This window comes from Xanthomonas sp. NCPPB 1128, from assembly GCF_001043115.1.
Taxonomy (GTDB): domain Bacteria; phylum Pseudomonadota; class Gammaproteobacteria; order Xanthomonadales; family Xanthomonadaceae; genus Xanthomonas_A.
This window is the reverse complement of the sequence record NZ_LFME01000001.1, coordinates 166,369-183,696: the sequence shown is the minus strand read 5'-3', so window position 1 is coordinate 183,696 and position 17,328 is coordinate 166,369. Positions and strand designations below refer to the sequence as shown.

Annotated in this window: 14 protein-coding genes; 12 read left to right on the top strand and 2 right to left on the bottom strand. The window is 72.1% G+C overall.

All coding sequences use genetic code 11. The annotated features are described in order from the left end of the window. Positions 1 to 81 precede the first annotated feature (81 nt). The gene (locus tag ACP93_RS00795) at positions 82 to 1,371 is read right to left on the bottom strand and encodes a nucleotide sugar dehydrogenase (RefSeq protein ID WP_048488964.1); all 1,290 of its coding nucleotides are present in this window, start codon (positions 1,369 to 1,371) and stop codon (positions 82 to 84) included. A gap of 363 nt (positions 1,372 to 1,734) precedes the next feature. Here ACP93_RS00795 and ACP93_RS00790 point away from each other — a divergent pair, with 363 nt between their 5' ends. Both ACP93_RS00790 and ACP93_RS22080 read left to right on the top strand, forming a co-directional pair. Next, positions 1,735 to 2,058, top strand: coding sequence for a hypothetical protein (locus ACP93_RS00790; RefSeq protein WP_048488963.1), 324 nt, complete (start codon positions 1,735 to 1,737; stop codon positions 2,056 to 2,058). A 15-nt stretch (positions 2,059 to 2,073) separates the two neighbouring features. Then, positions 2,074 to 2,250: a hypothetical protein gene (locus ACP93_RS22080; RefSeq protein ID WP_204243615.1), complete on the top strand. Its 177-nt coding sequence runs from the start codon at positions 2,074 to 2,076 to the stop codon at positions 2,248 to 2,250. 82 nt (positions 2,251 to 2,332) lie between these two features. On the opposite strand, the gene ACP93_RS00785 is transcribed toward ACP93_RS22080, so the two are convergent. Then, the gene (locus ACP93_RS00785) at positions 2,333 to 3,313 is read right to left on the bottom strand and encodes a LacI family DNA-binding transcriptional regulator (RefSeq protein ID WP_048488962.1); all 981 of its coding nucleotides are present in this window, start codon (positions 3,311 to 3,313) and stop codon (positions 2,333 to 2,335) included. A gap of 160 nt (positions 3,314 to 3,473) precedes the next feature. Between ACP93_RS00785 and ptsP the strand changes: the two genes are divergently transcribed. From ptsP to ACP93_RS00735, 10 genes are all read left to right on the top strand, one after another. Continuing rightward, positions 3,474 to 5,987, top strand: a complete 2,514-nt coding sequence (ptsP, locus tag ACP93_RS00780; RefSeq protein WP_048488961.1) for a phosphoenolpyruvate--protein phosphotransferase — start codon at positions 3,474 to 3,476, stop codon at positions 5,985 to 5,987. Then, positions 5,984 to 6,937: a 1-phosphofructokinase gene (gene pfkB / locus ACP93_RS00775; protein WP_048488960.1), complete on the top strand. Its 954-nt coding sequence runs from the start codon at positions 5,984 to 5,986 to the stop codon at positions 6,935 to 6,937. Before ptsP ends, pfkB begins: the two co-directional genes overlap by 4 nt. 55 nt (positions 6,938 to 6,992) lie before the next feature. Next, positions 6,993 to 8,723: a PTS fructose transporter subunit IIC gene (locus ACP93_RS00770; RefSeq protein ID WP_048488959.1), complete on the top strand. Its 1,731-nt coding sequence runs from the start codon at positions 6,993 to 6,995 to the stop codon at positions 8,721 to 8,723. A gap of 92 nt (positions 8,724 to 8,815) precedes the next feature. Next, the gene (locus tag ACP93_RS00765; protein ID WP_048488958.1) at positions 8,816 to 10,084 is read left to right on the top strand and encodes a carbohydrate porin; all 1,269 of its coding nucleotides are present in this window, start codon (positions 8,816 to 8,818) and stop codon (positions 10,082 to 10,084) included. 867 nt (positions 10,085 to 10,951) lie between these two features. After that, positions 10,952 to 11,659 (top strand): response regulator, encoded by a 708-nt coding sequence (locus ACP93_RS00760; RefSeq protein WP_048488957.1) that lies wholly within the window; start codon positions 10,952 to 10,954, stop codon positions 11,657 to 11,659. Continuing rightward, positions 11,656 to 13,077: a sensor histidine kinase gene (locus ACP93_RS00755; protein ID WP_048488956.1), complete on the top strand. Its 1,422-nt coding sequence runs from the start codon at positions 11,656 to 11,658 to the stop codon at positions 13,075 to 13,077. The genes ACP93_RS00760 and ACP93_RS00755 overlap by 4 nt, the downstream gene beginning before the upstream one ends. Further along, a complete protein-coding gene (locus ACP93_RS00750) occupies positions 13,074 to 14,498 on the top strand; it encodes an efflux transporter outer membrane subunit (RefSeq protein WP_048488955.1) in 1,425 nt (474 codons plus the stop codon). Before ACP93_RS00755 ends, ACP93_RS00750 begins: the two co-directional genes overlap by 4 nt. Next, positions 14,498 to 15,631, top strand: a complete 1,134-nt coding sequence (locus ACP93_RS00745) for an ABC transporter permease (RefSeq protein WP_048488954.1) — start codon at positions 14,498 to 14,500, stop codon at positions 15,629 to 15,631. Before ACP93_RS00750 ends, ACP93_RS00745 begins: the two co-directional genes overlap by 1 nt. Further along, a complete protein-coding gene (locus ACP93_RS00740) occupies positions 15,628 to 16,392 on the top strand; it encodes an ABC transporter ATP-binding protein (protein ID WP_048488953.1) in 765 nt (254 codons plus the stop codon). The genes ACP93_RS00745 and ACP93_RS00740 overlap by 4 nt, the downstream gene beginning before the upstream one ends. Further along, complete coding sequence (locus tag ACP93_RS00735; RefSeq protein WP_048488952.1) at positions 16,389 to 17,288, top strand: HlyD family secretion protein; 900 nt, start codon at positions 16,389 to 16,391, stop codon at positions 17,286 to 17,288. Before ACP93_RS00740 ends, ACP93_RS00735 begins: the two co-directional genes overlap by 4 nt. Positions 17,289 to 17,328: the final 40 nt, after the last annotated feature.

Below are 17,328 nucleotides of genomic sequence, written 5' to 3'. Positions count from 1 at the left end.
CGGGTCCGCTCTGCGCAGGTACAGCTTGCGGATGGCAGTCGTGCCAGCCACCTGGGCGGGTGGGCGTGCCCGGGACGGGTCTTACAACCGGTCGTCCACCGCCGCGCGCGGCCACACCGACTTGACGTCGTAGACCACCAGGCCGGGGGTGCCGAGTGCGCGGATCTGCGCCGCGTCCAAGTTGCGATACGCCGCATGCGCCACCGCCAGCACCACCGCGTCGTAGCGGCCGGGCACCGGTTCGGGCAGCAGCTCGACGCCGTGCGCCTGCGCCGCGTGCGGATCGGCCCAGGGATCGCAGGCGTCGACGCGGGCACCGGCCGCCGCCAGCGCCTGCACCAGTTCCAGCGCGCGGCTGTTGCGCAGGTCCGGGCAGTTCTCCTTGAAGGTGACGCCGAGCACCAGCACGGACGCATCGGCCATCGCCACGCCCTTGCCCGCCAGCAACGCCTGCACCCGCGCGGCGACGTGCGCGCCGACCCGGTTGTTGACCTGGCGCGCGGTGTGGATCAGGTCCGGGTGGTAGCCCACGCTCTCTGACTTGTGCAGCAGGTAGTACGGATCCACGCCGATGCAGTGGCCGCCGACCAGGCCGGGCCGGAACGGCAGGAAGTTCCATTTGGTGCCGGCGGCGTCCAGCACGTCCTGGGTGTCAATGCCGAGCCGGTCGAAGATCAGCGCCAGTTCGTTGACCAGGGCGATGTTGACGTCGCGCTGGATGTTCTCCACCACCTTGGCCGCCTCGGCCACGCGGATCGACGGCGCACGCCAGGTGCCGGCGGCGATAATGCCGGCATACAGCGCGTCCACCGCGTCGGCAGCGGCCGGGTTCGAGCCGGAGGTGATCTTGCGGATGTCGGCCAGGCGCCGCTGGCGATCACCGGGATTGACCCGCTCCGGGCTGTAGCCGCAATGGAAGTCGACGTCGCAGCGCAATCCCGAGCCCTGCTCCAGCAGCGGCACACAGACCTCTTCGGTGGTGCCCGGATAGACGGTGGACTCGTAGATCACCAGGTCGCCGCGCTTGAGCACGCCGGCCAGCAGCTCGCTGGCCTGGCGCAGCGGCTGCAGGTCGGGCTGCTCGTGCGCATCGATCGGGGTCGGCACGGTGACGATGTACACGTTACGGTCGCGCAACTGGGCCGCGTCGTCGCTGTAGCGCAAATGCACGCCGGCGCGCAGCTCCTCGGCCTCCAGTTCCAGGGTCTGATCGTGCCCGTCGCGCAGTTGCGCCACCCGCTGCGCATCGATGTCGTAGCCGAGCGTGTCATGGCGGGCGCCGAACGCCACCGCCAGCGGCAGGCCGACATAGCCGAGGCCGATCACGGCGATGCGCGGCGGCGCGGAATCGAACACGGGGGCGACGGACATGCCAATCCTTTACGGGCGCCGGCAACGGCGGCCGTCGGCGCGTGATGGTGGAAACCGGAGTGCCCGCGCATGCGGACGTCGCCCATGGTAAGCCGCTCTGCGGGCGCGGACCAAGCCATCCACGGAACACAGGCATCGCATGCGCGTGCCATGCCTTCACACGCGCGGCGGCGGCCATCTTCACAACACAGCGCGTGAAAGCCGCCACCCGGCGTCACGCTTTGCCATGAAAACGCCTGCGTTTTGCCGCGCAGACGACACCAGCACGACTCCGCCTTTACGCGGCGCGGCCTAGTCTCGGGAAGTGGACGCGTCAGGGGGCGCCTCCGCATCTCCCATTCCTCTCACTCAAGGAGAACTCGCGTGAGTCACGCTCCGAGCCTGCTCGTGGATGTCGAAGCCGAATTGGCGCATTGGAAAGCGCTGCACGCGGCGGGCAAATTGGGGTCGCAGTCTTTCAGCGAACATGCGCGCCTGATCAAGATGGCGTGCGACGTCTTCCTGCAACTGCCGCGCGAATCCAACGACGTGCGGCTGCAGCGCCTGCGTCAGCGCTACGACGCCGAGCACCCCTGGCCGCGCATCGCCTGGAGCGATGCCGAAACCCTGGTCGTCGCCTGCTGGGCACGCCTGGACGGATCCGAGCAGCGCGACCGCAGTCCCGATCCGGCGCACACCCCCGCCTGATCCAGGAGGTCCGTCATGTCCCCGCCCGCCAACCGCGACAACGCCCACGATTCCCAGCAACGCAGTCAGACACCCGACGAGATGCACAACGACGACGCGCAGTGGAAGGCACGCGATCAACCCGACAGCGATCCCAAGCGCAACCACGCCGATCCGGAACACGACTATCCGCGCCCGGACGGCAGCGAGTAAGCGCACCACCCCTCCCGCTGCGGCAGACCACGGTCGCCGCAGCGGCGATCCTCTCTCGCCACCGTATGGCGCCCCGGCAAAATCAGCGCAGGCTCGACCCGCGCACGATGCAGCGGCCGCTGAGCACCACCTTGCGGGTCGGCTGCGTCGGCGCGTTCATCCGCTCCAGCAGCAACGACATCGCGGTGCGGCCCATCTCTTCCACCGGCTGTTCGATCACGGTGATCCCGGGCTCGACCAGGTCGGTCCAACTCTCGTTGTCGAAGCCCGCCAGCGCCAGGTCCTGCGGGATGCGCAGACCGGCGCCGCGCGCGGCCTTCAGCGCCCCCATCAGCAGCAGGCTGTTGCTGGCCACCAGCGCATCCGGCCGGGGCGCCTGTGCCAGCCAGGTCTGGACCTCGGCGATCGCCGCCTCCGCGCTCGGCGCCACCTCGCGATAGTCCGGCGTCAGCCCGTGCCCGCGCATCGCCTCCAGATAGCCATCGCGGCGTTCGGCAGCGGTGCTGCTGGTCTTGCCGAACAGGCCGCCGATGCGGCGTACGCCTTGGCCGACCAAGTGATCGACCAGGGCGGCCATGGCCGCGGCATTGTCCAGGACCACGCTGTCGTGCGTGCCGCCCTTGCCGGCACGGTCGAGCAGCACCACCGGATGGTCGAAGGTCAACTTGCCCAGTTGGCTCTGGGTGGTGCGGGTCGGGGCGAAGATCAGCCCGCTGACCCGCTCCTCCTGCATCAATTGCAGATACAGCGCCTCGCGCTGCGGATCCTCGTCGGTATTGCACAGGATCACCCGCATGCCGGCGCGGTAGGCGACGTCCTCGACCGCGCGGATCGCGGCGGTGAAGAACGGATTGCGGATGTCGGCGACGATCAGGCCCACCACCCCGGAGTGCTGCGAGCGTAGCCGCCGCGCCATCAGGTTGGGGCGGTAGCCGGTCTCACGTACCGCCGCTTCCACCCGCGCCCGCACCTCTTCGCTGACCGGCCCCTGCCCCAGCGCGCGCGACACCGTGGACGTGGAGACGCCGGCGACTCGGGCCACGTCGTGAATGCTGACGCTCACTGGCAACGTTCCCGCATCGTTTTCATTCCAACCCCCTGTCGCCTGGCGTTTCGAGATAGTAACACCAGGCTTTTCCGACGGATTTGTGCACTGCACATTGACGATTCACTGGGAACGTTCCCACACTGCGCCCACTTGCCGCCCACCCCAAGGATTCCGCGTGTCCCAGACGCCCTCCCCTCTCCTGGTTTCCAGCGACCTGGTCCGGGTCGATGTCCAGGTCCGCGACAAGGCCGACGCGATCGCCCAGGCGGCGCAGTTGCTGTTCGCCGCCGGCTGCGTGCCGCCGGCCTACGAGGCCAGCATGCTGCGCCGCGAAGCACTGGCCAACACCTTCCTGGGCCACGGCGTGGCGATCCCGCACTGCACCGGCGAAGACCGCCACCTGGTGCGCCGCGACGGCATCGCGGTGCTGCAGCTGCGCGACGGCGTGGAGTGGAACCCGGGCCAGACCACGCGCCTGGTGGTCGCCATCGCCGCCCAGTCCGATACCCACATCGCCGTGTTGCGGCGGCTGACCCGCTTGATCCAGGACCCGCCGCGGCTGGAGGCGCTGTTCGCCAGCGACGATCCGCAGGCGATCGTCGCCGCGCTCAGCGAGGATGCGGCCCCGGCCGCGCCCACCGCGCCGGCCAGCGATCTGGCCGAGCGCTTCGACTGGACCGTGCGCTACCCCACCGGCCTGCATGCGCGCCCGGCCACACGCTGGGTGGAAACCGCGCGCGGCTTCGCCGCCCGCATCCAGGTGCGTGCCGGCGACCAGGTCGGCGACGCCAAGAACCTGGTGTCGCTGCTGCAGTTGGGCCTGCACGCCGGCGACACCGTGACCATCTCGGCCGAGGGCCAGGACGCCGCCGCGGCGCTGGCGCGGCTGCGCAGCGTGATCGACGGCCTGACCGCACAGGAGCAGGCCGACGCCGAGGCCGCCGCGCAGCGCCGTGCCGCGCCGGTCGCCGGCTGGATCCCGCCGCAGGCGCAGCCGGCCATCGTCGGCATCGGCGCCAGCCCCGGCCTGGCAATCGGCGTGGTGCACAAGCTGGCCGGTCACGACGTCGCGGTGGCGGACACGCCGGTGCCGCTGAGCGACGGCGGCGCCTTGCTGCACGACGCCCTGCAGCGCACCCGCACGCAATTGCAGGCGATCGAAGAGGACACCCGGCGCCGGCTCGGCGCGGGCGATGCGGCGATCTTCCGCGCCCAGGCCGAACTGCTCAACGACACCGATCTGATCACCCTGGCCTGCCAGCTGATGGTCGAGGGCCACGGCGTCGCCTGGTCCTGGCAGCAGTCGGTCGAGCGCCTGGCCAACAAGCTCTCGGCGCTGGGCAATGCGGTGCTCGCCGGCCGCGCCAGCGACCTGCGCGACGTCGGCCGGCGGGTGCTGGCGCAGCTGGATCCGAGCCTGGCCGGCGGCAGCCTGGCGCAGTTGCCGGCCGCCCCGTGCATCCTGCTCGCCCACGACCTGTCGCCGTCGGACACCGCCAACCTCGATACCGGTCGCGTGCTCGGCCTGGCCACCGCGGTGGGCGGGCCGACCTCGCACACCGCGATCCTCTCGCGCACCCTCGGCCTGCCGGCGCTGGTCGCCGGCGGTGCCGACCTGCTGGACCTGGAGGATGGCGCCACCGTCATCGTCGACGGCAGCAGCGGCCGCCTGTACCTGGCGCCATCGGACGCCGACCTGGCCTCGGCCCGCGCCTACATCGACCAACAGCAACAGCTGCGCGCGCGCGAGGCCGAGCAGCGCAACCAGCCGGCGCAGACCGAGGACGGCCACCGCCTTGAGATCGGCGCCAACGTCAACCTGCCCGAGCAGGTCGCCACGGCGCTGGCGCAAGGCGCCGAGAGCGTGGGCCTGATGCGCACCGAATTCCTGTTCCTGGAGCGCGGCAGCACGCCCAGCGAAGACGAGCAGTACGCCACCTACACCGCGATGGCGCAGGCGCTGGACGGCCGCGCGCTGATCGTGCGCGCGCTGGACATCGGCGGCGACAAGCAGGTCGCACACCTGAACCTGCCGCGCGAGGACAACCCGTTCCTGGGCGTGCGCGGCGCGCGCCTGCTGCTGCGCCGCGCCGACCTGCTGCAACCGCAGCTGCGCGCGCTGTACCGCGCGGCCAAGGATGGCGCGCGCCTGGCGATCATGTTCCCGATGATCACCTCGGCGGCGGAACTGCTGACGCTGCGCGCCGAATGCGAGCGCCTGCGCGCCGAGCTGCAGGCGCCGGAGGTGCCGCTGGGCATCATGATCGAAGTGCCGGCGGCGGCGATCCAGGCCGATGCGCTGGCCAAACACGCGGATTTCTTCTCGATCGGCACCAACGACCTGACCCAGTACACCCTGGCCATCGACCGGCAGAACCCGGACCTGGCCGCCGAGGCCGACAGCCTGCACCCGGCCGTGCTGCGCCTGATCCGCACCACCGTCGAGGGCGCGGCGCGCCACGGCCGCTGGGTCGGCGTGTGCGGCGGCCTGGCCGGCGATGCGTTCGGCGCAGCGCTGCTGGCCGGGCTGGGCGTGCACGAGCTGTCGATGACCCCCAACGACATCCCCGCAGTGAAGGCGCGCCTGCGCGGCAGCCGCCTGGACGCGCTGCAGGCGCTGGCGCAGCGCGCGCTGGATTGCGAGAGCGCGGCGGACGTACGCGCGCTCGACGGCGGAGCCGGCGCATGAGCATCGATGCCGTCACCGTCACCCTGAACCCGGCGATCGACCTGACTGTGGCGATCGACCGGCTGCAGCCGGGCCAGGTGCACCGCGCGCGCAGCGCCCACGCCATCGCCGGCGGCAAGGGCATCAACGTCGCCGCCTGCCTGGCCGATGCCGGCCTGCGCTGCGCCGCGCTCGGCGTGCTCGGCGCCGGCAATGCGCCGGTGTTCGAAACGCTGTTCGCCGAACGCGGCATCGACGACCGTTGCCTGCGCGTGCCCGGCGACACCCGCAGCAATCTCAAACTGGTCGCCGCCGACAGCGGCGCCACCACCGACATCAACCTGCCCGGCCTGGCGCTGGATCAGGCCCAGCTCGACAGCATCGGCGCGCGCCTGGCCGAGGTGCTGCGCCCCGGCCTGCCGGTGGTGCTCAGCGGCAGCCTGCCGGCCGGCCTGGCCGAGGACACCTGGCGACACCTGCAGGCGCAGGCCGCCGCGGCCGGCGCGCGGGTGCTGCTGGACACCAGCGGCGCGCCGCTGCACGCCGCCCTGGACGCGCCACGCGCGCAACTGCCGTTCGCAATCAAGCCCAACCGCCACGAACTGGAGGAATGGGCCGGCGCGCCGCTCGCCACCACCGCCGACCTGCTCGGCGCCGCACGCGCGCTGCTGGCGCGCGGCATCGGCCTGGCCGTGGTGTCGCTGGGCAGCGACGGCGCGCTGTTCGTGCGCGGCGAGCAGGCGTTGCTGGCACAGCCGCCGCAGCTGACCGGCGGCAGCAGCGTCGGCGCCGGCGATGCGATGGTCGCCGGCCTGGTCGCGGCATTGCGCGCCGACGCCGACCTGGCGACCTGCGCGCGACAGGCCACTGCCTTCGCCGTGGCCACGCTGGGCAGCGGCGTCGCCCGCCGCCTGCCGCGCGAGCGCCTGCCGGACCTGGCCGCCGCCGTCCGCATCGAGACCCTGTCATGACCTCCGCCGCGTCGCCCTGCCGCGCCGCGTCCTCTTGCGCTCATCGGGAGCCCGCATGAATCCGATCCTCGTGGTGATCGCCGCCGGCGATCGCAGTACCGAAGCCGTCCTCGCCGCCGAGGCGCTGCGCCATGCCGCCACGCTGCGGGGCGCCGTCCTGCAGGCCGAGGTGCGCGCGCCGCAGGGCGTGATCGCGCCGCTGGACCTGGCCGCGGCCTCCGCCACCGCGCCGCTGCTGCTGGTCGGCGATGGCGAGGCCGATGCCGCCCGCTTCGGCGGGCGCAGCGTGCAGCGCAGCAGCCTGGACGCGGTGCTGGCCGATGCCGGCGCGGTGCTGGCGCCGCTGCTGGCGGGCGCCGCGGCGACCGCTGCCAGTGTTCCGGCCGCTGCCGGCAACACCCAGGACGCCGGCAAGCGCATCGTCGCCATCACCTCCTGCCCCACCGGCATCGCCCACACCTTCATGGCCGCCGAGGGCCTGCAGCAGGCGGCCAGGCTGCTGGGCCACCAGATCCGGGTGGAAACCCAGGGCTCGGTCGGCGCGCAGGACGCGCTCAGCGCCGAGGAGATCGCCGCCGCCGACCTGGTGCTGATCGCCGCCGACCGCGAGGTCGACCTGGGCCGCTTCGGCGGCAAGCGCCTGTTCAAGAGCGGCACCAAGCCGGCGATCAACGACGGCCCGGCACTGATCCGCAAGGCCCTGGCCGAGGCCGGCGTGCACGCCGCCGGCAACGGCGGCAGCGCCCCGGCCAAGGCCCAGGGCGGCCGCTCCGCCGGCCCGTACAAGCACCTGATGACCGGCGTGTCGTTCATGCTGCCCTTCGTCACCGCCGGCGGCCTGCTGATCGCGCTGGCGTTCGCGCTCGGCGGCATCTACGCCTTCGACGACGCGCACAAGGGCACCCTGGCCTGGTCGCTGTTCCAGATCGGCGCCAAGGCCGGCTTCACCCTGATGGTGCCCGCCCTGGCCGGCTACATCGCCTACTCCATCGCCGACCGCCCCGGCATCGCCCCGGGCATGATCGGCGGCATGGTCGCGGCCAACCTCGGCGCCGGCTTCATCGGCGGCATCCTCGCGGGCTTCATCGCCGGCTACGGCGTGGCCGCACTGAACCGGGCGATCAAGCTGCCGCGCACCCTGGAAGGCCTGAAGCCGGTGCTGATCCTGCCGGTGCTGGGCACCCTGCTGGTCGGCCTGGCGCTGCTGTACGTGGTCGGCCAGCCGGTGGCCGAGCTGCTGGCCTGGCTCACCGAATGGCTGCGCGGCATGCAGGGCAGCAGCGCGGTGCTGCTGGGCCTGCTGCTGGGCGCGATGATGGCCTTCGACATGGGCGGGCCGGTCAACAAGGCCGCCTATGCCTTCTCCACCGGCCTGATCGCCAGCCAGGTGTACACGCCGATGGCCGCAGCGATGGTCGCCGGCATGACCCCGCCACTGGGCATCGCCCTGGCCACATGGGTGTTCCGCAGCCGCTTCACCCAGGACGAGCGCGGCAGCAGCGCCGCCACCGGCGTGCTCGGCCTGGCCTTCGTCACCGAAGGCGCGATCCCCTACGCCGCGCGCGACCCGCTGCGCACCATCCCGGCGCTGATGCTCGGCTCGGCGCTGGCCGGCGCGATCTCGATGGCCGCCGGCGCCGAGCTGAAAGTGCCGCACGGCGGCGTGTTCGTGCTGCCGATCCCCAATGCGGTCAGCCACCTGGGCATGTACCTGGTGGCGCTGCTCGCCGGCACCTTGGTCACCGCCGTGGCGCTGCGGGTGCTGAAGAAACCGGTCGCCGCCTGATCCCGTCCATGCGCCGGCGCGTCGCCCAGGCGATGCCCCTCCCCCGTCGCCGCTGGCGGCGCGCCGGCCTTTTCCTGCTGAGGAGTTCCGCCATGTCCCGTCCACTCATCTCGTCCCTGCCCCTGGCCACCCTGGCGCTGGCGCTCGCCGCACCGCTGGCCCACGCCCAGGACGCCAGCGACGCATTCAAGCTCAAGCTCGCCTACACCGGCGAAGGCGCCGTGTCGCTGGACGGCGGCAAGCATGAGGGCAGCGCCTACGCCGGGCAGCTGATGTTCGGCACCGACGTGGACCTGCAAAGGCTGATGGGCTGGAACGGCGCCACGCTGAAGGTCTACGGCATCAATCGCCACGGCACCAACCTGGCCAACGGCAACATCGGCAACAGCACCTCGGTGCAGGAAATCTACGGCGGCCAGGGCACCCGCCTGGCCAATTTCACCATCGACCAGAAGCTGTTCGACGACCGCCTGGAGCTGGAGGCCGGCCGCAGCGTGGCCAACATCCACTTCCTGGGCTCGGAGCTGTGCGGCTACTTCCAGGGCAACTCGGCCTGCGGCAACCCGACCTTCGTGTTCCGCACCAGCAACTTCACCTATTGGCCGGTGTCGAGCTGGGCCGCGCACGCCAAGGCCTGGGTGACCCCGAACGTCTACTTCCACGTCGGCGCCTACGAGGTCAACCCGATTCAGGCCGAACGCGGCCAGCACGGCCTGAACTGGAGCACCAACGACCGCACCGGGGTGATCGTGCCCTACGCGATCGGCTACACCACCCAGGCCAGCGGCGCGCGCCTGCCGGCGATGTACGAGATCGGCGGCTGGCAGGACAACTCCGACTACCGCGACCCGCTCAACGACCGCAACGGCAACCCGGCGCGGCTGAGCGGGCTGGACTACGCCACCCGCAACGGCCGCTCCGGCGCGTTCGTCCGCTTCGAACAGCAGGTCACCCGCCCCGACCCGGACAGCAACCGCGGCCTGGTGCTGTTCGGCTCGGTGCTCAAGGGCACCTCCGGGCAATTGATCGAAGACCATTTCCTGGAACTGGGCCTGGTCCAGCGCGGCACCTTCGCCAGCCGCCCGCAGGACAACATCGCCTTCGTCGTCACCCAGCAGCACTACAGCGACGACGCCCTGGAAGACCTGCGCCTGGCCCGCGCCGCGGCCGGCGGCAGCGGCACCCCGCACCGTTCGCAGACCATGATGGAACTGAGCTACGGCATCCAGGTGACCCCGCAGCTGCGCATCGCCCCGAACCTGCACTACATCGTGCACCCGGACCAGTTCAACGAACCGGCGCGCACCCGCGACCTGCCCAATGCCCTGGTGGCCGGGTTGCGACTGGACTGGGCGCTCTGAGGGGCCGGGATTCGGGAGCCGGGATGGGGGATTCGCCGAAGCGGGTGCGGCGGCTGCGGTGATCGGGCCGGCTGAGGCGAGTATGTCGGCGAACGCGATGGTTTGCCGAGGACCCGCCTGAAGTCCGGCCGGCGACGTTTGCCCGCCATGTCGCCGCTGGTCCGCCGGCGGCTGACAGCTGGGAACTGGCGCCAACGCATGCGGACCTGACGCCAGGCCGCACCTGCCCATAAGGCACGACCCGGTTCGCCTGGGTCGACAAAGGCACGGAACACCGCGCCGTCGCCAGCCAGGTCGAGCGAGCATGGCGGCGGCAGATGCGCCACGCCCACGGCTGGCCGATCGCGCAACCGACCCCAAAAGCCGCCGACGGCAGGCGCGGACAGCGGCCGCACGCCAGCCATCGACCACCGCACGCCATCGCAGCAAGCACTGAACGCAGAAGGCCCCGGCATGCCGGGGCCTTCTGCGTTTCCTTCCCTGTGATTCCGATCGCAGTGACCATGCGCCGGTCCGTCGGCGCCTGCGGGGGCGAAAAAGTGGCCGGCGAATCGAGATCCGTTCGATTCCGTGCGAACCCGTCTCCCTGGCGCGGGAGCGGTGACGTTGCCGGCGTATGCATGATGCCGGCGCCGCGGGGCTGTGAGGATCGGCGGATGCCGCGCCTTCTTATAGGATTTTCCCTACCCGGCGGAGGTCGGGCCAGGAAACCGTGCAAAAGATGTCATGGGTGACAATCATCATCACCCCATCGCACAATCTGCATGCAGGCTCCATCGAAGCTACATCGACTTATGTGAACGTAGTGACTTCGCCGCCGCCGATTACGACGGTTTTCCCACATCCCCGTTGCAAGCATTTCGCGTCATGCGCATCCTGGTCGCCGAAGACGATACGTCCATTGCCGTTGCATTGCGCGACTCGCTCGCCGAGTGCGGCCACGTGGTGGACCATGTCAGCGACGGTGCCGCCGCCGAACGCGCACTCGGTAGCGAAAGCTATCAACTGTTGGTTCTGGACCTGGGCCTGCCGCGCCGCGACGGGCTGCAGGTGCTGCAGCGCCTGCGGGCGCGCCGCGACGAGATCCCGGTCCTGGTGGTGACCGCACGCGACGCGGTGGAAGACCGCATCCGCGCGCTCGACCAGGGTGCCGACGACTACCTGATCAAGCCCTTCGAACTGTCCGAGTTCCTCGCCCGCACCCGCGCGCTCCTGCGCCGCACCAGCAGCGGCGGCGTGCCGGAACTGGTGCTGGGGCAACTGCGCATCAACCTGGCCGGGCGCCGGGTGTGGCTGCAGGACCAGCCCCTGGACCTGACCGCACGCGAGTTCGCGCTGCTGGAGACCCTGTTGCTACGCAGCGGGCGCGTGGTCAGCCGCAGCCAGCTGACCGAGGCGCTGTGCGACTGGCAACACGAAATCACCGACAACGGGCTGGACATTTCCATGCACCGCCTGCGGCGCAAGCTGCATGGCGCCGGCGTCGGTATCCGTACCATCCGCGGCCTGGGCTATCTGCTGGAGGAGTCGCGCGCCGCCTCACCGGCCGCCGACCACGCACAGATCCCGCAGTGAGCGCGACCGCGGCCGCGCAGTCGCCGGCATACCGCCATCCCAGCCTGCGCCAGCGACTGCTGGCGTTCCTGCTGATTCCGACCATGCTGCTGATGCTGGTGGTGTCGGCGCTGTTCTACCTGTTGATGCTCAAGTACACCAATCACGTCCACGACATGGACCTGAAGGAGGACACCCAGGGCCTGGCCAACGCGGTCAACGACCCTGGCGAGCGCATGCCGCTGACCCTGCAGGCGCGGCAACTGCTGGAATACAGCAGCGACGGCCGGGTGTTCTTCAAGCTGGACAGCCGCCGCCACGGGGTGATCAGCGGCAGCACCCAGCCGATTCCCGCGCATCCGGATCCAGCCGAGATCGGCCGGGTGATGCTGTACGACGACCACATGGACAACGGCGTGCCGGTGCGCGTGGCCAGCCTGTTGCTGCCCTCGGCGCTGGAGCCGGGCGACTGGCTCACCGTGTCGGTGGCCGAGACCCTGGACGACCGCCATCGCCGCGCCCGCGAGATCCTGGTGCTGATGCTGCCGACCGAACTGCTGCTCACCTGTTCCCTGCTGGTGCTGGTCTGGCACGGCGTGCGGGTCGGCCTGCGCATGCTGGAGCCGGCGGTGCGCCGGCTCGACGACAGCCAGCGCGACCTCAGCCCGGTGTCTGGCCCGGACATCCCGGTGGAGATCCTGCCGCTGACCCAGGCCATCGACGGCCTGCTCGGCCGCCTCAAGCACATGATGGCGCTGCAGGAGCGCTTCCTCGCCGACGCCGCGCACCAGCTGCGCACGCCGCTGGCCGGGCTGAGCATGCACGTGCAACGCGCCCAGGCCAGCCAGCGCCCGGAGGACACCGCGCAGGCACTGCAGCACATCCGCCAGTTGACCGACCGCGCCACCCGCACCTCCACCCAGCTGCTGGCGCTGACCCGTACCCAGGCGCCGCGCGAGAGCATCCGCGAGCTGCTGCCGCTGGACCTGGCGCAATGGCTGCCGCAGGCCCTGTCCGACCGCATCCCCGATGCGCTGCACGCCGGCGTGGACCTGGGCTACGACGCCGGCGACGACGACGCGCCCGCCTGGGTGGCCGCCGACACCTATGCGCTGCGCGAACTGCTCGACAACCTGCTGGACAACGCCTTCCGCCATGCCGCCGGCCGCGTGGTCACGGTCAGCCTGCGGCGCGATCCGCAGGCCGTGCGCCTGGCCGTGGACGACGCCGGCAACGGCATCGACGAGGCCCTGCTGCCGCGCCTGGGAGAGCGCTTCTTCCGTGCCCCGGACGCGCCCGAGGGCGGCACCGGCCTGGGCCTGGCGATCGTCGCCAACATCGCCGCGCGCCACCACGCCACGCTGCGCTACCGGCGTTCGGCGCTGGGCGGCTTGCGCGCGGAACTGGACCTGCCGGCCGGCGCGGAGCCGCAGGCATGACCCGCGTCCGCTTTCGCCCGGCCAGCCTGCTGGCGCTGGCCGCCGCGTGCGCGCTGGCCGGCTGCGCCAGCACGCCGATGCCCGACCTGCCGCAGCAATCGTTGCCGGCGCACTGGAGCAGCCCGACGCCGCAGGCCGCGGTCGCCCGCCCGCCCGGCACGGCCTGGTGGCAGGACTTCCATGATCCGCAGCTCGACGCGCTGGTCGCGCAGGCGCTGCGCGAGGACCTCAACGTCGGCCAGGCACTGGCCAAGCTGCGGGCGGCGCGACGCCTGGATGCGGTGGCCGGCGCCTCGCAGCGCCCGCAGTTGCGCGCGCGCACCCTCGACCCGATCGACCCCGACGCCAGCGCCTCGTTCTTGGTGGTCGGGCTCGACTCGGAATGGGAGCTGCCGCTGTTCGGCCGCGGCGAGGCGACCCGGCGCATGGCGCGCGGCGATCTGGACAACGCCCAGGCCGACCTGGCGCAGGTGCGCGCGGCGACCATCGCCGAGGTGACCCGCAACTGGATCGACCTGCGCCACGCGCAGCAGGCCGAGCGGCTACAGCAGGACGTGGTCGCCGCACGCCAGCGCCAGGCGACCCTGCAGGCGGCGCTGGTCGACCTGCACCTAGCCACCCCGGCCTCCGCGACGCAGGCGCAAGCCGCCGCGCTGCAGGCGCAAAGCGCCATGAACGAACCACGCGAGGCCGCCGCCGCGGCCGCGCGGCGCCTGGCCCTGCTACTGGGCCGCAGCGCGCCCGACCCGGCGTGGAGCGCGGCCGCGGCCAGCGCCGCGCCGACGACGCTGCAGATCGCGGCGGTCGACAGCGTCCCGGCCGATCTGCTGCGCCGGCGCCCGGACATCGCCACGCGCGAGGCCGAGGTGCTGAGCGCCGCCGGCGCGCTGGACCTGGCCCGCGCCGATCAGTACGGCAGCATCGGCCTGGGCGGTTCGATCCGTTGGTCCACCACCCTGCTGAGCCACCGCCGCACCGCCACCCACGGCATCGCCTCGTTCGGCCCGGTGATCGACATCCCGCTGTTCGACTGGGGCATCCGCCATGCCAAGGCCAAGGCGCGCGGCGATCTGCTGGAAGCGGCGACCCTGGCCTACCGGCAGACCGTGCTGGCGGCGGTCAACGAGGTCGAGGACGCCCTGACCGCACTGGAACAGCAGCGGCGCAACGTCGAGACCCAGCAGCAAGTGCTGCAGGCACAACAGCAGGCCAGCGACGTCGCGCAGCAGCGCCGGCGGCTGGGCTTGGGCAGCGACCTGGACGTGGCCACGCAGCAGGCCGCGCGCGACCAGGCCGCCCTGGAACTGCTGGAAGCGCAGCGCCAGCGCGACCTGGCCTACGTCGCCCTGCACACCGCACTGGGCAGCGCCACCGCGCCGATTCCCGACACCGGCACCGAACACCAAGGCGCGCAACCCTGATGGTCGCGCTGGCCCGCCAGACCCTGCGCTACGAGTGGCGACGCTTCCTGCCGGTGGTGGTATCGGTGGGCTTCGCCAGCCTGTTGCTGCTGCTGCAGACCGCGCTGGTGCTGGGCATCTTCGGCAGCGCCAGCGTCTACGTGTCCGGCTCCGACGCCGACCTGTGGCTGGGCTATCCCGGCACGCAGAGCGTGGACCAGGGCCGCGCCATCGATCCGGACGCGGCCGCGCCGCTGTACCTGGACCCGCGGGTGGCGCAGGTCGAGCCGTTCCTCTGGTTCGACGGCGACTGGCGCGGCCCCGGCGACACCGGCGCGGTGTCGGTCTACATCTCCGGCATCGACACCCGCGACGGCGGGCTGATGTTCTCCCGTCTGCTCAGCCCGGCCCTGCGCGCGGCACTGCGCGAACCGGACACCGTGGTGGTGGACCGCGCGGAACTGGACAAGCTCGGCGTCGGCGTCGGCAGCAGCGCGCGCATCAATGGCCACCGCGTGCGGGTGATCGGGGTCGGCCGCGGCCTGCGCGCGCTGGGCGGGGTCAACGTGCTGGCCTCGCTGGACACCGCGCGCGCGCTCAACAGCGATACCGCACACCCGGACTGGCCGACCTACATGGTGGCCAGGCTGCGTCCCGGCACCGACCCGCAGGCGGTGGCGCAGGCGATCGACGGCGCGGTCGCGCGGCCGCGCGTGGAAGCCTGGAGCGCGGACGATTTCGCCCGGCGCAGCATCCTGTTCTGGATGTTCGACACCGGCGCCGGCTCCGGCGTGCTGTTCCTCGGCGGCATCGTGCTGCTGGTCGGCGTGGCCATCACCAGCCAGACCTTGCTCGGCACCGTGCTCGGTGCGGCGCGCGAGTACGCCACGCTCAACGCGCTGGGCGTGAGCATGCGCAATCTGCGCTGGGTGGTGCTGGAACAGGCCGCGTGGGTCGGCGCGCTGGGCCTGATCGGCGCCAGCGCGCTGGGCGCGGCGCTGGTCGCGCTGGCCCGCGCGCACGACGTGCCGGTGGCGTTCAACGCCAGCGGCTGGGGCCTGTGCGTGTGCGCGGTGATGCTGCTGACCGTGGTCTCGGCGCTGGCCGCGCTGCGCGGGCTGCGCCGCGCCGATCCGGCGTTGCTGCTGCGATGAGCCGGATCGTCGCCCCCGCCGCGCTGCACCCGGCCGCCGCCACCCTCTGCGGCAGCGGGCTGTGCAAGAGCTTCGTCTCCGGCAGCCTGCGCACGCCGGTGCTGCGCGACGTGGAACTGCAGGTGTGGCCGGGCGAACTGACCCTGATCTCGGGCCCGTCCGGCTGCGGCAAGAGCACGCTGCTGTCGATCCTCAGCGGCCTGCAGCGTGCCGACGCCGGCCAGGTACTGGCGCTGGGCGAGGAGCTGGGCGCGCTCGGCGCCACCGCGCTGGAACAGTTCCGCCTGCGCCACACCGGCTTCATCTTCCAGGGTTTCAACCTGTTCCCGGCGCTGTGCGCGCTGGACCAGGTGCGGCTGCCGCTGCAGTACATGGGCCTGGCGCCGGCCGAGGTGCGCAGCCGTGCCGAAGAGGCGCTGGCCGAAGTCGGCATCGCCCACCGCCAGCACCTGCGCCCGGCCGAACTGTCCGGCGGCGAGAAGCAGCGCGTGGCGATCGCCCGCGCGCTGGCCAAGCACCCGGCGCTGCTGTTCGCCGACGAACCGACCAGCGCGCTGGACGCCGGCAACGGCCAGATCGTGATCGACCTGCTGCACCGCATCGCGCGCCGCCACAACACCATGGTGCTGTGCGTGAGTCACGACCCGCGCCTGATCCGCCACGCCGACCGCGTGCTGTCGATGGAGGACGGCCGCATCCTCGACGACCGCCGCGTGAATGCGCCGCCCTCGCCCCTGCCCTCACGGAATCCCGCACCATGAAAGCGTTCGCCGCCGCGCCCCTGCTGAGCCTGCTGCTGGCCGCATGCGCGCCCTCGGACCGCACGCCGGCCCCGGCGCCGGCCGCCACCCCGGCCTACCTGGCGGTGGCGCGCGGCCGCATCGATGTGGAAGGCGGCGTGCTCAAGCTCGGCCTGCCGGTCGCCGCGACCCTGCGCGAGGTGCCGGTGCACGAGGGCGACGCGGTGCAAAAAGGCGCCTTGCTGATCGCCGGCGACGACCGCGCCGCCGCGGTCGACCTGGACATCGCCCGCACCCGCGCGCAGGCCGCGACCACCCACCTGAAACAACTGCAGCAACGCCTGCAAAGCGCCCAGCAGAAGCAACGGCGGCTGGCCGAGGCCGCACGCTTGGGCGCCGGCGACGGGCAGAGCGCCGACGACGCCAGCGACGCGGTGCAGGGCCTGGTCGACGCGCTGGACACCGCGCGCAGCGATGCGGCCCTGGCCGAGGCGCAGGTGCGCGCGGCCGAGTTGCAGCGCGCGCAATACCGGCTGCAGGCGCCGGTGGCCGGGCGCGTGCTGCAGCTGTCGGCCGCGGTCGGCGCGCGCAGCGAGGCCAACGCGCCGCTGCTGACCCTGCTGCCGGACGCGCCGCGCCTGGTCCGCGTCGAATTGAACGAAAGCTATGCCGGCAGCGTGACCCCGGGCATGGCCGCCGAGGTCATCAGCGACGATGGCCGCCAGACCGTGCTCGGCGAGGCGGTGGTGCGCTGGCTGGCGCCGGCCTACGGCCCCACCCAGCTGCACGACGACGCCACGCCCGCCGGCAACGACCGCAGCGTGGCCTGCGTGCTGGCCTTCACCCAGCCCTCCACCCTGCGCCTGGGCCAGCGCGTGCTGGTACGCTTCCGCAACCCGGCCGCGGCCAAGCGCTGAGCCTGCACGCCGCCACCGCGGCGAAAGGCTGCTGAAACGC

Bases quoted from the DNA above. Each gene is read 5' to 3' on its own strand.
- ACP93_RS00770 (WP_048488959.1), top strand. From the start codon at position 6,993: ATGAATCCGATCCTCGTGGTGATCGCCGCCGGCGATCGCAGTACCGAA.
- ACP93_RS00735 (WP_048488952.1), top strand. From the start codon at position 16,389: ATGAAAGCGTTCGCCGCCGCGCCCCTGCTGAGCCTGCTGCTGGCCGCA.
- ACP93_RS00745 (WP_048488954.1), top strand. From the start codon at position 14,498: ATGGTCGCGCTGGCCCGCCAGACCCTGCGCTACGAGTGGCGACGCTTC.
- ACP93_RS22080 (WP_204243615.1), top strand. From the start codon at position 2,074: ATGTCCCCGCCCGCCAACCGCGACAACGCCCACGATTCCCAGCAACGC.
- ACP93_RS00740 (WP_048488953.1), top strand. From the start codon at position 15,628: ATGAGCCGGATCGTCGCCCCCGCCGCGCTGCACCCGGCCGCCGCCACC.
- pfkB (WP_048488960.1), top strand. From the start codon at position 5,984: ATGAGCATCGATGCCGTCACCGTCACCCTGAACCCGGCGATCGACCTG.
- ACP93_RS00760 (WP_048488957.1), top strand. From the start codon at position 10,952: ATGCGCATCCTGGTCGCCGAAGACGATACGTCCATTGCCGTTGCATTG.
- ACP93_RS00795 (WP_048488964.1), bottom strand. From the start codon at position 1,371: ATGTCCGTCGCCCCCGTGTTCGATTCCGCGCCGCCGCGCATCGCCGTG.
- ACP93_RS00750 (WP_048488955.1), top strand. From the start codon at position 13,074: ATGACCCGCGTCCGCTTTCGCCCGGCCAGCCTGCTGGCGCTGGCCGCC.
- ACP93_RS00765 (WP_048488958.1), top strand. From the start codon at position 8,816: ATGTCCCGTCCACTCATCTCGTCCCTGCCCCTGGCCACCCTGGCGCTG.